Origin of the sequence: Haloactinospora alba (genome assembly GCF_006717075.1) — a bacterium.
GTDB lineage: Bacteria > Actinomycetota > Actinomycetes > Streptosporangiales > Streptosporangiaceae > Haloactinospora > Haloactinospora alba.
Genome location: NZ_VFQC01000001.1, coordinates 1,927,941 through 1,942,777, shown reverse-complemented (window position 1 = coordinate 1,942,777; position 14,837 = coordinate 1,927,941). Strand labels below are relative to the sequence as shown.

General features: G+C 68.6%; 11 protein-coding genes. 4 read left to right on the top strand and 7 right to left on the bottom strand.

The genetic code is table 11. The features are described from left to right. Positions 1-33: 33 nt before the first annotated feature. Entirely contained in the window at positions 34-1,431 is a 1,398-nt protein-coding gene (locus FHX37_RS08740; protein WP_141923449.1) for a chloride channel protein, read from the bottom strand. Positions 1,432-1,666: 235 nt separating this feature from the next. Beyond that, the gene (locus FHX37_RS08735; RefSeq protein WP_141923448.1) at positions 1,667-2,533 is read right to left on the bottom strand and encodes a (2Fe-2S)-binding protein; all 867 of its coding nucleotides are present in this window, start codon (positions 2,531-2,533) and stop codon (positions 1,667-1,669) included. 440 nt (positions 2,534-2,973) lie between these two features. Between FHX37_RS08735 and FHX37_RS08730 the strand changes: the two genes are divergently transcribed. After that, positions 2,974-4,455: an oligopeptide:H+ symporter gene (locus tag FHX37_RS08730; protein WP_281288287.1), complete on the top strand. Its 1,482-nt coding sequence runs from the start codon at positions 2,974-2,976 to the stop codon at positions 4,453-4,455. A gap of 76 nt (positions 4,456-4,531) precedes the next feature. Here FHX37_RS08730 and FHX37_RS08725 read toward each other — a convergent pair whose 3' ends face one another. The 3 genes from FHX37_RS08725 to FHX37_RS08715 form a co-directional block, all read right to left on the bottom strand. Then, complete coding sequence (locus FHX37_RS08725) at positions 4,532-5,710, bottom strand: JmjC domain-containing protein (RefSeq protein ID WP_141923446.1); 1,179 nt, start codon at positions 5,708-5,710, stop codon at positions 4,532-4,534. Positions 5,711-5,949: 239 nt separating this feature from the next. Then, a complete protein-coding gene (locus tag FHX37_RS08720) occupies positions 5,950-8,028 on the bottom strand; it encodes a prolyl oligopeptidase family serine peptidase (RefSeq protein ID WP_141923445.1) in 2,079 nt (692 codons plus the stop codon). 158 nt (positions 8,029-8,186) lie between these two features. After that, positions 8,187-8,657, bottom strand: coding sequence for an Lrp/AsnC family transcriptional regulator (locus FHX37_RS08715; RefSeq protein WP_141923444.1), 471 nt, complete (start codon positions 8,655-8,657; stop codon positions 8,187-8,189). 137 nt (positions 8,658-8,794) lie between these two features. Between FHX37_RS08715 and FHX37_RS08710 the strand changes: the two genes are divergently transcribed. Then, positions 8,795-9,430 (top strand): LysE family translocator, encoded by a 636-nt coding sequence (locus FHX37_RS08710; RefSeq protein WP_141923443.1) that lies wholly within the window; start codon positions 8,795-8,797, stop codon positions 9,428-9,430. Positions 9,431-9,440: 10 nt separating this feature from the next. Here FHX37_RS08710 and FHX37_RS08705 read toward each other — a convergent pair whose 3' ends face one another. Continuing rightward, positions 9,441-10,196, bottom strand: coding sequence for a 4'-phosphopantetheinyl transferase family protein (locus FHX37_RS08705; RefSeq protein ID WP_246062203.1), 756 nt, complete (start codon positions 10,194-10,196; stop codon positions 9,441-9,443). Positions 10,197-10,580: 384 nt separating this feature from the next. On the opposite strand from FHX37_RS08705, the gene FHX37_RS08700 reads away from it, so the two are divergent. Beyond that, positions 10,581-11,387 (top strand): DeoR/GlpR family DNA-binding transcription regulator, encoded by an 807-nt coding sequence (locus FHX37_RS08700; RefSeq protein WP_141923442.1) that lies wholly within the window; start codon positions 10,581-10,583, stop codon positions 11,385-11,387. Positions 11,388-11,442: 55 nt separating this feature from the next. Further along, positions 11,443-12,240, top strand: coding sequence for a polyprenol monophosphomannose synthase (locus FHX37_RS08695; RefSeq protein WP_141923441.1), 798 nt, complete (start codon positions 11,443-11,445; stop codon positions 12,238-12,240). 23 nt (positions 12,241-12,263) lie between these two features. On the opposite strand, the gene FHX37_RS08690 is transcribed toward FHX37_RS08695, so the two are convergent. Beyond that, positions 12,264-14,837, bottom strand: a complete 2,574-nt coding sequence (locus FHX37_RS08690) for an ABC transporter permease (protein ID WP_141923440.1) — start codon at positions 14,835-14,837, stop codon at positions 12,264-12,266.

The window sequence follows — 14,837 nt, the reverse complement described above, 5'->3', positions numbered from 1 at the left end:
CCGATCCGTTCCACTGACCGGGCGGGCCGACGGTCACCCTCTGGCCGCGGGAAGCGGGGAGAGGTCCGGTTCCGCCTCCCGCCGGCGCAGTTTCATGGTGTAGATCGTTTCGGCGGACAGCAGGCGGCTCACCCCGGTAGCCAGCACCACTGCCAGCATGAGCGGCAACAGGAGCGCGTACTCCCCGGTCAGCTCCACGATAACGATCGTCGCCGTGATGGGAGCGCGGGTGGCACCGGCGAACACCGCACCCATCCCGACGACCCCGTAAGCTCCCGCGGGCCCGGCGAGCGCGGGAGCCACCGAATGCATGAGCATGCCGCACGCCGTACCGAACACGGCTCCGAGGAAGAGGCTGGGAGCGAAGACGCCGCCCGATCCGCCGATGCCGAGCGTCAGGCTGGTAGCCAGCATCTTCCCGACGAGCAGGGCCAGAAGGAACCAGAGCACGTACTGTCCCTCGATGGCGTTCCGCAGCGCCGGGTAACCGACCCCGTACAGCTGCGGCAGCGCCAGCAGCAGCGCGCCGAGCAGCAGTCCGCCAGCGGCGGGACGCAACCACTCGGGGCCGCGCCAGATCCGCGCGACCGTGTCCTCGACCAGATACAGCAGGCGTGCGAACCCCGCCCCCACAGCACCGGCGGCGACACCGACGCCAGCGAAGAGAAGGTACTCGGCCGGATGGTCCACATCGAACGGGGGGAGTGTCAGGAACAGCTCACCGCCGACCAGCACACGGCTGAGGACACTGGCGGTAGCGCTCGACAGGACGAGCAGCCCGAACGTCCGGACGGTGAACTCTCCCAGGATCAGCTCCATGGCGAAGAAGACACCGGCCAGTGGCGCGTTGAACGTGGCTGCGATACCACCGGCGGCTCCGCACGCGACGAGAAGGCGCAGACGGGATCCGTCCATGCGGGCGAGGCGGCCGAACACCGAGCCGAGCGCGGAGCCGATCTGCACGATCGGCCCCTCCTTGCCCACCGAACCCCCGGAACCGATACACAGCGCGGAAGCCAGCGATTTCACCAGGACGACCCGGGGAGCGATCCGCCCCCCGTCGTGGGTTACCGATGCCATGACCTCGGGAACGCCGTGGCCGCGGGCTTCGTTGGCGAACTTCTCGATCAGGGGGCCGTAGAGCAGTCCGCCCAGTGGCGGGACGAGGAGCAGGAACCACATGCCCAGCTGGGGAACGTAGGGGTGGGCCGCGTGTCCGGCGGCTGCGTAATCCTCGTGTCCGGAGAACAGCAGGGTGAACGTGTCGATGAGCCAGCGGAACGCCACCGCTCCGAGTCCCGAACCGACTCCGATCGTGAGCGCGAGGGCGAGAAGCCCCCACGGGATGCGCCACGAGAGGCTATGGTTCGGAAGTCGCAACAGGCGTGCCGCGGATGTCCGGTTGTCCGGACGTAAGTGTGTGAACTTCATTGGTACATTATGTGACACCCTGTTCCGCCCTCTGCGGTCAGGGAACCCACCGTCGGGCCTGAGCCCTCGCTTCGGATAGGGACGGGGGCGACGGGACGGAGACCGCTGCGGGCGTCCACCCGTACGGTCCGGTCACCGCGGGCGCGGCCGCTCCACGGCGGAGGGTGCCACCGCCGGAATGTCCCCCTCTCTCGCTTGGCAGCGGGCGGCGGTGTGCCCGCGAGGGCGTGGGTCGTCAGGGAGCGAGGGCTGGATCGCGGATCCACTCCTGGAGCTCGGCACGCCGGTCGGAGTCCGGTTTGAGCGGACACGTGGTGCAGACGCCGTGTTCCGCGTCGTCCTTGTAGGCGAAGCAGCAGGTTCCGCGTACCGCCCACGTGCCCTGTGGGTGGTTCTCGCAGAAGGGGAACAGGCGCGGCCGGGAACGGGTCCGGGCGCCGGCGCGGATCAGTTCCTCGCCCAGGCGGTGTGCCCGCTCCCATGCTTCCTCCGCGTCATGGCAGAGGTAGCGGGCGGGGTTGAGCATGTAGAAGTGCGTGGTGTCCAGTACCCACCCCCACAGGGTGCGCATCCCCACCCGGGTGTGGGCGTGCACGGCGTCGATGATCGGGGAGAAGGCGTTGACCATGTGCTGCGCTGCCGCCTGCTCCAACGCGGCGCTCTCTCCGCCCACGACGAGCGCGTCCGGATGCTCGGCAGCGGGGTCGTCCGCGAGTACCGCTATCGCTGCGCTGGTCACGGTAGGGGTACCGAAGGTCGCGTCCGACGTCCACGGGAACCACAGGTGCTGGGCGTCGACCAGCGGTGCGCGGCCGGTGCGGTATAGGCCCGCCGAGACGAGGAAGATCGGTTCGCGCAGCAGTGCGCGGAGGAAGCGGGTGGCGGCGGGGAGCTTGTGCTGACCGTTCCGCTGGGCCGTGCGGTCGAACAGTTCTCCCACGGCACCCTCGGCGGCCATCAGGTCGGCGCGGTACCAGCGTTGAGTGGTGGGCTGGTCATGGTTCGCTGGGAATCCGGGAGTGCGGATGTCCGGGAGGGGAGCGAACTTCAACGGCGTGCAGGCATCGACCACCGCTTGCAGCGGATGCTGGTTCGTGGCCATGCACGCATCAACCTTCCTGGACGGAGTGGTGAGACGACGGGACGCGTCACGATGCGGTACGGCACTGCGTCCCCGCCTGTTAGATGAGGCTACCCTAATGTCGTGGTGCGAAGCAATGATCTTCCTGGCCAGTGGGGTGGCCTGCCCGGGGTGCGGCGGAAGCGGCGCGTTCCGGTTTCCCCGCGTCGCGGGCGTTCCCGTTTCCGGTGCCCGGCTTCCGCGGAACATGAGATATAACGTACTGAGTCTCACATTTTTGTGGTACGGTTTATTTCGGGTTGTCCGGCTTCTGTGCGCGGCGTCGGGCAATACCGGCCCTCTCCCGGATCCGGAATTCCGGTAACCGAGGAACGTGAGCTTTTCCAAGCCGGCCACAGCCGGCGGAATACGCGTGTTTTTTGTGCTCCACAAGAGCAGGTCGCGAAAAGGTTGGTTCTTTCGTGCGCGGACATCCAAGAGGGTTGATCACCCTTGCTGGAACTGAGATGAATGAGCGCATTTCGTTTTACGGAATGCGTGCGATCCTCGTTCTCTTCCTTGTCGCATCGGTGGGTCAAGGAGGAATGGGAATAGCAGAGGGGGCTGCTACCGCCATCGTCGGTATCTACCTGTCGATGAGCTACTTCACGGCCCTTCCCGGAGGTTGGATCGCCGACCGTGTCCTGGGTGAGCGGAACGCCGTCCTCGTGGGCGGAATCGTTATCATGCTGGGGCACATATCCCTGGCCATACAGCTCGGGTCGTTCTTCGTGTGGGCGGGACTGGCGCTGGTGTGCGCCGGAACGGGGATGCTCAAGCCCAACGTTTCCGCCATGGTCGGAAAACTGTACGACGAGGAGGGGGAGTCGGAATCCGCGTCCCGCCGGGACGCCGGATACTCTCTCTTCTACATGGGGATCAACCTCGGTTCGGCGATCGGTCTGTTCCTCGTCGGCTGGGTCGGTGAGAACGTTTCCTGGCACTTCGGGTTCGGAATTACCGCTGTGGCGATGGCACTGGGACTGATCCAGTACGTCCTGGGGAGAGGGAACCTCGGAAAGGCGGGAGAACGGCCCGGAAACCCGCTTTCCGAAGCGGAGAAGTCCGCGCTGAAGCCCCGTGTCACCGCAGTTGTCGCAGCGGTCCTCGTTATCGGGATCGTCGCGTTTGCCACCGGGACGCTGACGGTGGACAACGTGACCTATGCCCTGACCGCGCTCGCCCTCGTCGTTCCCGTCTGCTACTTCGTCTATATGTTCGTGTTCCGAAGCGGCGACATGACCGGCGAGGAACGGGTGAAACTCAAGGCGTTCGTGTGGCTCTTCATCGCCTCGGCCGTTTTCTGGATGATATTCGACCAGGCCGCCGGTCCACTCACGCTGTTCGCGAAGAACAGCACTGACCTGACCGTCGGCGGGTTCGCGATACCAGCCGGATGGACCCAGGCGATCAATCCCGTCATGGTGATCGTCTTCGCGGGCGTGTTCGCCTTCGTCTGGAGCAAACTCGGCGACCGGGTGGGGACCGGCGCGAAATTCAGCGTGGCGCTCGTGCTGTGCGGTCTCTCGTTCGTGCTGATGTACGCGGCTACCCTCGCCACGCAGGGCGGTTCGGTCCAGGTGAGTCTGATGTGGCTGGTGGGGGTGTACTTCCTGCAGACGATCGCGGAACTGTGCCTGAGCCCGGTCGGACTGTCCATGACCTCCAAACTCGCCCCGAAGGCCTTCCACGCCCAGATGATGGGGCTGTTCTTCCTGTCCATCTCCGCCGGAGACGCGGTCGGTGGCCAGGTGAGCCGCCTGCAACCCCTGCTGGGAGGGGACTACTACCTGCTGCTTGGTGGTGTTGCGGTACTGGGCGGGATCGCCATGATGTTCTTCCTGGGCAAGCTTCGCGGTCTGATGGCGGAGCCGAAACCCCGGGACGTCAAGCTGGCCGTGTGACCGGCGCTCCCGGAGCGACTCCGTGTCCCGTCACCCGGGTGACGGGACACGGAGTCGCTCTTCGTTACCGGACAGGTCACCGAAGCAGCACCAGGTGGTTGCGCACCAGGACACGCAGGACCTCCGCGGTCGTGTCCAGCGAGCATCCGGAGCGTTCGGCGAGTTCCCCCGCCGTCAGCGACCGTTGTTCGACGAGTTCGGACAGCACCGGCTCGACACGCGCGGGGAAGCGGTAGCGGCGTCCGGACACGGAGAGGGCGACACTCGTCCCGCCCCGTTCCAGCGGCGGACACACCACCGGAACGAACTCCGCCACGGTGTGCTCCTCCGGCTCGGATCCGTCCACCGCCCACGGCAGCGCGAACGACTGCCGGCGCGGGAAACGCGCGGCACGTTCGTTGAGCAACCCGTCGATACCGTGCCGCTCGGCAGTCTCCGTGAGGCGGCGCAGGAGCTCCCGGTGGTGCTCGTGACGCTCCTGTGCGGAGGAGAACCGCGGGATGTCCGCACGCAGGAACTCGTCCTCGTGCAACCGTTCGAGAACGGAGGCGACCCAGTCGATCCCGGTGGTGCGGGTGAAACCGAAGGTGAGGTGCATACTGACGTCGCCGGTCCCGCTCACCGTGTGCCACCACCCACGGGGAACGTGCAGGACGTGGCCGGGACGCAGGGTTCCCTCCCACACGGTTCCCCCGGGCGGACCGTGGCGATGGTCCGTGTCCTCCTTCATCGGATTGCGGCGGTCTCCCTGGCCGTGCACCTGCCACGATTTCGTTCCGGCGAGCTGTACGACGAACGTGTCGTGGTCGTCCCAGTGGGTGTCGAAACCGTAGGAGTCTCCCCAGATCAGGTAGAGGTTCGCCTGGGCCCGTTCGCGCACCATACGCATGAGGTCGTCGGCCGCCGCGCGAACCGGTGGATGCAGCCGGTCGACGCTGTCCAGAACGAGGCTGGCGCCGTCCCGCAGCTCCCGGTACAGCGCTTCCGGGCGGATCGTTCCCCGGCCGGCGGGCGAGGCCGTGCCCGGTTCCGTGTAGCGCTCCGCGGGGACGGGGGAGCCGGCGCTGTGCAGCCGCAACCGTGGGGGCTCCAACGTATGCGTGGTGAGTAGGTCGCTCAGGGCGGTGAAGTCCAGCAACGGGCGCACGGTCTCCGCCCCCAGGTCAGCGAAGACGACCTCCTCCGAGAGTCGTCGGGTGAGGAGGTCGTCTCCGACAGCCGCGCGCAGTGTCTCAGTGAACAGGTGGTCGGTCACGCACAAACCTTCCGAGGGGGGACACGTACCGGGCGTGTGACTGGCGATGCCGCCAGCCACACGCCGCCGGGAGTCGGGAACCTCAGATGAAATCGGAGCTGGAGTCCGTGCCGTCGTTGTCGCCGCCCGCGGTGATGTCCCGCGACGTGACCTCGCTGAGGTCCTCGACCTCGATCTCGATCTGGTCCATTGCTGTTCTCACCTCTCTTCCCATCTGCGTGAGCTGCCGCACGCATCGGCTACCGGTCCGGCGACAGCCCCGTTCGTGCCGCGGCGAACGCGTGGGCGTCCGCCGCGAGTTCGACAGCCCGGGCGACAGAACGCTGTCCGTGGCCCACACCGTGTTCGTAGCGCAACAGGATCGGTCCGCCGTACCCGACCCGCTGCAGAGCGGCGCACATCTTGCGCGCGTGTGCGGCGTCGGTGCGGGTGTCCCCGTGGAAACCGTTGATGAGGACGGCGGGATAGCGACGTTCGCCCGCTGCCAACGCCCGGTGGTAGGGGGAGTACGACAACAGGGCGGTGAGGTCCTGGGGATCGGCAACGGTGCCGAACTCCCGCGTCCACATCCTGCCCAGACCGAGACGTTCGAAGCGGAGCATGTCGGCGAGGGGGGCCAGCGCGATGACGGCCGAGCACACGTCGGGACGTGACGTGGCGGCGGTGAGGACGAGGAGGCCGCCGGCCGACCCCCCGGAGAGGCACAGTTGCTCGCGCGCGCAGTAACCGCCGGCCACCAGGGCGTCCGCAGCGGCCACCAGGTCCTGTACCGAGCGGGGTTTGTTGCGCCGGGCTCCCGCGACGTGCCACCCGCGTCCTCCCTCCCCGCCTCCCCGTACGTGAGCGACGGCGTAGGAGCCCCCCGCACGCAACCACGCGAGGACGGTGGCGCTGAACCCGAACTGGCGGGGCCGCCCGAACCCTCCGTAGGCGTGCAGGACGGTGGGTCGTCCGGACCGGGGGTCCCCGCGGGAGGACAGGGTGAACACGGAGACCGGAACGCGGGTGCCGTCTGCCGAACGGCACCAGAACACCCGGTGTTCGAACGGCTCCCCGTGCGGAACACGGGAGCTGTCCGGCCACGGGTGCGGCTCGTACCCACCTGCGCCGAGAGCGAGGACGGTCTGTTGGCGGGTGACGTCGGCATAGTGGATGTAGGCGCGCCCCTGGGGGGCCGAGGTCAGCCCGTTCGCCATACCCGCCCCCGGAAGCGTGACGCGGCGCCGTGTCCGCCCGTCGCGGGGATCGTGCACGGTGAGGTCACTGACGCCCAGACGGGTGCGGGTGACCAGCAGCTCGGTGTCCTTCCCCGCGCCGAGGACGGTGAACTCTTCCAGGGTCGCGTCCGGGGACTCGGGGACGACCTCACGCCAGTGCGCGGTGTCCGGACTGTGCGGGGAGGCAACGCATATCCGGCGCCGTTCGGCTCCGAACGTCGTACGGAAGTACAGCCGGTCGTCCGTTCCGAGCTCGGCGTCGGAGACGATGTCACGTCCCTCGTGCACGGTCGTCCAACGCGGCTCGGCCGCGTTGCCGCCGGAAGCGCCGATGTCCGCGAGCCACAGGTCGGTTCTGTGGCCGGTGCCGTGGCTCTCGGTGGCCAGCAACCACCGTTGCCCCAGCAGGCGAACACCGGGAACGCTGCCCGGTTCGGCACAGGAGCGCACCAGAACGTCGGGTTCGTCGGAGCAGACGCGGTGCAACCATATTCCGCGCTCGCCACTGCCACTGTCCCGGCGGACGTAGTAGAAGGCCGGCGCCTCGGTGTCGGAGAGCCAGGCTATGTGGGAGTACCGCAGCCCCCGGACGGGAGGTTCCACGGGAAGCCCGGAGCGGGTGGACAGGACACGGAGCTCGCCCCGTTCCGTGCCTCCCGTCGAGCTCTGCACGGCGACCAGCTCTCCGCCGGGTCCGGGGCTCCAGCCGTCCAGGGTGGTACGACCGCTGGGGTCGAGGACCTCCGGATCGAAGAGCGTTCGTTCCCGTCCCTCCGCGATCGCCAGGAGACGGGGGTGGTTCGCCCCGGCCTCGCGCCGGGTGGCGAACAGCCAGCCGGCGCGGTGTTCCGGCGCGGACCACAGCTCGGTGTCCACCAGGTCCCGGATCTCGGCGGCCAGAGCCGTGCGCAGGGGCCAGTCGGAAGCGGCCGCCGCGAACTCGCTGTGTCGCTGACGCAGCCACTCCCGGGTTGCCACGGAGTCGGGCTCCTCGAGCCACCGGTACGGGTCGGGGGCACTGGTTCCGTGCTGTGTCCCCGCAGTGGGGGGAGCTGTCGGACGGCCATGGGAACACTGGGTCCCGGAGCCTGCGGAGGCCATACTCACATGCGAACGACGCGTCGGCTGCCGTTGTGGGGGGACCGGATCTTCGTGTGGTTACGCACGGTCCATATCCTTCACATGCCTCGTGGCACCGCACAAGGCAGTTCTTCCTTACCCGACGACAGGTGCGTCTCACTTCGGAGTGAGGGCGATACTCAGCGCTGGGGAGGGAGGAGCGGTCCCGCGTCCCACTCCTGGAAGACCAGCATCGTCCGTACCTGAGTGACCTCGGTCAGGGACGTGAACTCCTCGACCACGAGGCGCTGCAGGTCGGCGACGTCCGCCGCGGCGACCAGGACGAGGAAGTCGTCCGGTCCGGCCAGGTGGTACAGGGCCCGCGTCTCCGGTTGCGCGCGGATGTGCTCCACCAGCGACACCATCGATTCACTGCTGTGCTGGACCTCCAGCGAGAGGAAGGCCTGGATCGGACGCCCCAGTGCCTGGGGAGAGACGCGGAGCGCGTGTCCCGTGATCACTCCCGCGTCGCGTAGCCGTGCGACCCGGTCCAGGCATGTGGAGGGTGCGATCCCCACCGCCGCGGCGAGATCCCGGTTGGTCATCCGTGCATCGTTCTGCAGCACCCGCAGGATTTCCAAATCTTTCGAATCTAATTGCGTATTTTCCATGGTTTGAAAAATTTCATTCGGTGATTTGCTTTTTTTGTCGTTTTAAATACATAATTATAGTGCATGAGCCGTTTGATGGCCGGGCCAAGCCTGCGTGTCGTTGTGGAGTATCCGTACGTATTCGTGTGAGGGGACCTATGCCCGTGCCGGAGCACCTGTACCTGTTCGTCACCACCCTGGCTCTGGTCCTCGTCATCCCGGGACCCGACTTCGTCCTCGTCACTCGCAACACGCTCGCCCGGGGGAAGGCCGCCGGCCTGGCGACGGCCGCCGGTACGACGACGGCGCTCGCGGGATACGCGACACTCGCCGTGGCCGGACTGACAGTGCTCATCGCCTCCAGCGGGACCGCTCTGCTCGTGCTGCGCGTGGCCGGAGCCTGCTACCTGAGCTACCTGGGGGTGAGCGCGCTCGTGGGAGTGTGGCGCGCCCACCGCGCGCCGGCTCCCGCCGCGGAGCGCACGGAACCGGACCAGCGGGGCGGGGCACCGTTCTGGCAGGGGGTGATGAACAACGCGCTCAACCCCAAGGCGCTCGCGTTCTTCGTCACCCTGTTGCCGCAGTTCGTCACGCCCGGCCCCGAGGCGACCGCCCAGACCGCCCTCCTGGGCGGGATCGTCGTGGCGATGGCCGCGACCTGGTGGCTGGTGTACGTGCTGGCGATAGCGCGGTTGGCGGACCTGATGCGTCGTCGCCGGGTACGGCAGGGGATCGAGCTGACGAGCGGTATCACACTGACCGCGTTCGGGATCGCGCTGGCACTGGCAGCCTAGGGCGGAGCACCTAGCCGTGCCTCCGCCCCCGGGCGAGGAGGGATCCGGCGTCGTACGAGACGCTGTGAAGCGGTTCGGGGGTGAGGGCGGCCAGAGCGGAGCGGTAACCGGAACCGGCGTCGAGGTCGAGTAACCGGACGTCGCGGGGCGGGCGGGGGCCCGTCCAGGAGACGACAGCGGCGGCCGCGTCAGCGCCGCTCACCTCCACGGACGCGAGCCCTCCGCCCAAGCCCTCTCCGGTCGCCTTGAGAGAGGCCTCCTTGCGGGCCCAGTACGTGAAGAACCCCTCCGTCCGGAAGTCGGGGGGAAGCCCCGAAAGCGCGTGCCGTTCCGCCTCCGTGAGCGCGTACCCAGCCAGCCCCGCGAGGTCGCGTTCCGAGGAGACCCGTTCCACGTCCACCCCGAGCGGGACCTCCCGGGCCGCGGCGACCACGACCCGCTCGCCCGAATGGCTGATCGAGAGTTCCACACCGGAAGCGGCCCCGAGGGGATACGGTTTCCCGTGCGGCTCCCGGCTGCCAGTCGGCGTCTCCTGCCCGGACGCGCAGTTGGCGCAGTACCGGGAGAACTCCACGGTGTCGGGAGCGCGGCCGGAGAAGCGTGCGACCACGAGCCGCGCCAGGGAGTGGGCCACGGTGTAGCGGTCCCGGTCGTCCTGGAACCGGAAACGCTCCCGCCTCGCCCGCTCCCGCGCGTCGAGCAGGTCCGACAACTCGGGATTCTCCGCGGCCCGCGGAGTGGACCACCACAGCTCTACCGACACCACGGGCCCATTATGCCGGAGGCTGTCTCGGGCCAACCGAGCCGTACCGCACGGGTGTCGCCGACGCGCCGAGCGGGTAACCCCGGCTACGACCCTCCTGAAACGAGGCGACGACCGTGCCCGACCCCAGGAAACAAAGGGAGTGCGCCATGTCCCCGTTGGCGCTGTTCGGTACCGCGGCCCTCGGCATGTGCGGGCTGCTTGTCGTGCTCTTTGTCGTCACGCTTTTCTCCGGGGCGGACACCGCGCCGGAGGACGCAACGGAAGAGGAGGACCCCCCGGGCGGCTACCCGGAAAGTGCGGCTCGCCCGTCTCAGGAGTCCAGTCCCCCTATGCTCGCATGCACGGTCCAACAGACGTGGGACAACGCGAGGGGGGACACCAGCGATGACGGCAGGGGCGACACCGACGTTCACCGCCCAACGCAGGGAGCGGATTCTTGAACTGCTGCGTGTGAACCGGGCCATGGCACTGCGCGACATCGCCCGTCAGGTGCGGGCGTCCGAAGCCACGGTGCGCCGCGACGTACGCGCGCTGGAGTCCGACGGGTTGCTCGACCGCAGACGCGGCGGCGCCGTCCTTCCGGGACTGTTGGACCACGACCCCCCGGCCGACGGCGCGGGGGAAGCCCCCGTGGCGGGGGAACGCGCTCTGGCCTACGCGGCGGCCCGGCTCGTGGGGGACAACGACACGATCGCGCTCGGACCGGGACGGAAGACCGAGGCGCTGGCCCACGAGATCGCCCACCGGAACGGTCTCACCGTGGTGACGACCTCGCTTCCGGTGGCGGAAGCGTTGTCCGCGTCCCCCGGAGTCGAGGTGGTGGTGAGCGGCGGAACCCTGCACGGTCCGCTCCGCTCCCTCGTCGGAAGCGCGGCGGAACAGACACTGCGGGGGCTGCGCGTACGCCGTTCGTTCCTCTCCGGCGACGGGGTCACCGCCGACCGCGGGCTCAGCACCTCCGTGACGGCCACCGGCAGTACCGAGCGGGCCCTGGTGTCCTGTGCCGAGGAGGCCATCGTTCTCGCCGACCACACCGCGGTCGGGACGGACACCATGGTGTCGACAGCGCCACCGGAGCACATAGCGCACCTGGTCACCGACAACCACGCGGATCCGGAGGTGCTTTTGACCCTGGAGGAGACGGGAACCGTGGTGCACGTGGCGGTACTGGAGTCCGATCGCGGCGAGTGAGCCGAGTACGTACGCTGGCCACTGCGACCCACTCACCCGTCCCGGAGATCATGCGATGCCAACCCCGACCGTTCTTCCCGAGCCCTGGGCGGACTCCGCGGTAAGTGTCGTCGTCCCGACCTACAACGAGGCGACGAACCTGCCCACCCTCGTGGAAGAGGTACTCTCGCTGGAACTCACCCGACTGCGGCTGCTCATCGTGGACGACGGTTCCCCGGACGGCACCGGTGACGTCGCCGAGAAACTCGCGGCCGAGTACGCCGGACGGGTCACGGTGCTCCACCGCACCGCGAAGGACGGGTTGGGACGTGCCTACGTGGCGGGGCTCACCCGGGCTCTGGACGAGGGGGCCGAGTTCGTCGCGCAGATGGACGCCGACCTGAGCCACCCGCCCGCCTACCTTCCACAGCTGTTGGGAACACTACTCTCCACCGGAGCCGGGGTGGCGATCGGCAGCCGCTACGTCCCGGGAGGAAGCCTCTCCCACCAGTGGGGCCTCCACCGGCGGCTCCTCAGCGGATGGGCGAACACCTACGTCAAGAGCGTCCTCGGGATGCCGATCCGGGACGTCACCGCCGGGTACAAGATGTGGCGTCGCGAAGCGCTGCAAGCCCTGGACCTTCCGAGCGTGGACAGCAACGGTTACAGCTTCCAGGTGGAGACCCACTTCCGCGCCTACCGGCGCGGGCAGAAGATGGTGGAGATCCCCATCCACTTCCGGGACCGTGGCCAGGGAACCAGCAAGATGGACCTGGGAGTGCAGCTGGAGTCCGCACTCCGCCCGCTCCGGATGCGAACCCAGGAGCGGCGGGCGCGCGAACGGTACGGGAAACCCCCGAACCGTTCGCGCTGACCCCGCAGTGTTCTCCGGCTCGCTCACTCGCTGGCCAACGCACCGGTGATCGACGTCCGCGCCGCGCGGTGGGCAGGGAGCGCCGCCGCCAGCAGGCCGGCCACCACGGCGGCTGCCAGGAACAGTCCGATCTTCGCGATGGGGATGGTCAGGACCAGGTCGCTGAACGCCACCAGGCCACCGGCCCAGCCGAAGGTGACCCCCAGGACGACCCCGATCCCGGCGCCGGTGAGGCACAGCAGCACCGCTTCCAGGCTCAGCATCCGGCGTAGCTGCCCGCCGGACAGGCCCAACGCCCGGAGCATCGCGGACTCGCGTCTCCGCTCCAGGACCGAGAGCGCCATGGTGTTGGCGACACCGAACACCGCGATGACGAGCGCGAGCCCCAACATCGCCGCGATGCTGGCGAAGGCGATGTCCAGCACCTGCTCGAACTGCTCCTTCATCTCCGTCGTGGACTGCACCTGGATCGTGGGGTGCTCCGCGATGGCGTCGTTGACGGCTTCCCGGCTGTCCGCGGTCGCCGCATCCTCGGCAGCGGTGACATACACGCTCTGGGCCGTGTCGCTGTCCGGGAAAGCCGTCGAGAAGTCGTCCGGGTCCATGGTGATCCCGTACATCGCTCCCGTGGCCGGGGTGATCGCGGCGATCGTGTAGGAGCGCTGTTCCTCCTCGGAGGCGGAGGTGTCCGGCTCGTCCGCCGGAGCGGCCTCCGGCGCGGGGCCGATCTTCACCGTGTCCCCGACCTCCCGGTCACCGGCCATGTTCTCCGCGACCGCGACGGATCCCGGGCCGACCTCGGAGAGCTCACCCGCGACAACCGATCCCTGCAGGTCGGTGCCGAGCTCCGCGCCGGTGTAGGCGAAGGCCGTGGCAGGCTCTCCGGCCATGCTGACCGGCTCACTGCGCTGGCTGTAGGCGCCGGCGATCTCCTCGGAGTCCTGCAACCTGTCGACGACGTCGGCGGGTATGCCCCCCTGCTCGAAGTCCTCCGTGCCGAACTGCTGGTTCAGCACGTAGTCGGCGGGGAACTGTTCGGCGAGCTCCTCCTCCATCGTGCTCTGCATCGAGGAGCTGAAGACCGCGTAGCCGGTGATGAGCGTCGCGCCGATGGTCAGGGCGATCATGGCGGTCGCGGCCCGCCGGGAACCGCGCTGGGAGTTGTCCGCGGCCAGCTTCCCCGGAACCCCGAACGCCCTCATCGGGAGCCGCACCGCCGAAGCGATCCCGCGCACGATCAACGGGCCGACAACCACGACCCCGAGGAAAGCGAGCATGGCCGCGCCGACCGTCAGGAACAGCCCCGGTTCCTGTCCAACGTTCTGGCCGAGCACCGTCATGCAGGCCGAGACGGCGAACAGGAGCACGGCGGCGCCGGTCCGCAGCCAGCCGATCCCCTTCTCCATTCCCGCAGCCGCGGCGCTGGTCCGCAGCGCCGCCAGCGGTGACACCTTCGTCGCCTTGCGGGCCGGAAGCAGCGCCGCGAGCAGTGTCACGACCGTGCCGACCAGAACCCCCAGTCCGACAGCCGTGGGAGTGACGACGAGCGACGTCGTCGCCCCGCCCGCACCCAGGCTCTCCTTGCTCAGCGCGAAACCCGCCGTCCCGAGACCGATACCGGCGGCGACGCCGATAACCGACGACACGGCCCCGACGATCAGCGCCTCCAGCAGCACGCCCCGGAACACCTGGCCGCGTCGCGCCCCCACGCACCGCAGCAGCGCCATCTCGCGCTGCCGCTGGGCGATGAGCACCGCGAAGGTGTTGTAGATGACGATGGCGGCGGTGAACATCGCGATGAGCGCGAACAGCAGCAGCCCGATGCTCAGCATCTGTACCTGCGCCCCTGACTGCTCGGCGAGTTCCTCCCCCATCTCGGTGCCGGTCTGGGCCTTGGCGCCGGAGCCGGAAACCTCGGCGACCGCGTCGGTGACCTCGGCGGGCGGTACCCCCTCGGCTCCCCGGACGTCGATCTCGGAGAACGCCTCCTTGCCGGTGAGCTTCTCAGCGGTCTGCGGGGTGAACGCGGCCCCGCCGCTGAACGCGAACGGCGACTCCACACCGAAGTCGATCAGGCCGGTGACCGTGAACGTGTGCTTCGCGTCCTCCCCGCCGAGAACCGTGACCTCGTCGCCGACCTCGTAGCCCGCCTGCTCCGCGGTGGTGGTGGCCAGCGCCATCTCGTCGTCCGCGGAGGGCAGTTCCCCGGTGGCGGCGGTGTGCCGGGTGTCACCGTCGACGGAGATACCGGTCGTCGGGGTCTGGCCGAGAGCCCGGCCGTCCTTGTCGAGTACGGGAGTGTCGCCCTGGATCGTTCCGCTGGCGGAGGCGACCTCGTCCAGCCCCTCGATGCGGTCGAGCAGTTCCGGTGTGAGCGGCGGTTCCGCGTCCGCCGGAGCACCGGCTCCCTCCTCGGGGGTGACGATCGATTCGAAATCGCTCGCCGACCCCATGACCTGGGAATCGACCCCCTCCTCCAGAGTGTCGGAGAACACCAGCGTGCCGGAGACGAACATGACACCCAGCACGATGGCGAGCGCGGTAGCGACCAGCCGGCCCGTGTGCATACGCAGGCCGGCCAGAGTTGTGCGCAGCAT

What these genes read in the sequence shown, in the direction of transcription:
- FHX37_RS08735 (WP_141923448.1), bottom strand. Translation starts at nt 2,533, where the DNA reads ATGGCCACGAACCAGCATCCGCTGCAAGCGGTGGTCGATGCCTGCACG.
- FHX37_RS08710 (WP_141923443.1), top strand. Translation starts at nt 8,795, where the DNA reads ATGCCCGTGCCGGAGCACCTGTACCTGTTCGTCACCACCCTGGCTCTG.
- FHX37_RS08715 (WP_141923444.1), bottom strand. Translation starts at nt 8,657, where the DNA reads ATGGAAAATACGCAATTAGATTCGAAAGATTTGGAAATCCTGCGGGTG.
- FHX37_RS08700 (WP_141923442.1), top strand. Translation starts at nt 10,581, where the DNA reads ATGACGGCAGGGGCGACACCGACGTTCACCGCCCAACGCAGGGAGCGG.
- FHX37_RS08695 (WP_141923441.1), top strand. Translation starts at nt 11,443, where the DNA reads ATGCCAACCCCGACCGTTCTTCCCGAGCCCTGGGCGGACTCCGCGGTA.
- FHX37_RS08740 (WP_141923449.1), bottom strand. Translation starts at nt 1,431, where the DNA reads ATGAAGTTCACACACTTACGTCCGGACAACCGGACATCCGCGGCACGC.
- FHX37_RS08720 (WP_141923445.1), bottom strand. Translation starts at nt 8,028, where the DNA reads ATGGCCTCCGCAGGCTCCGGGACCCAGTGTTCCCATGGCCGTCCGACA.
- FHX37_RS08690 (WP_141923440.1), bottom strand. Translation starts at nt 14,837, where the DNA reads ATGCTGCGCACAACTCTGGCCGGCCTGCGTATGCACACGGGCCGGCTG.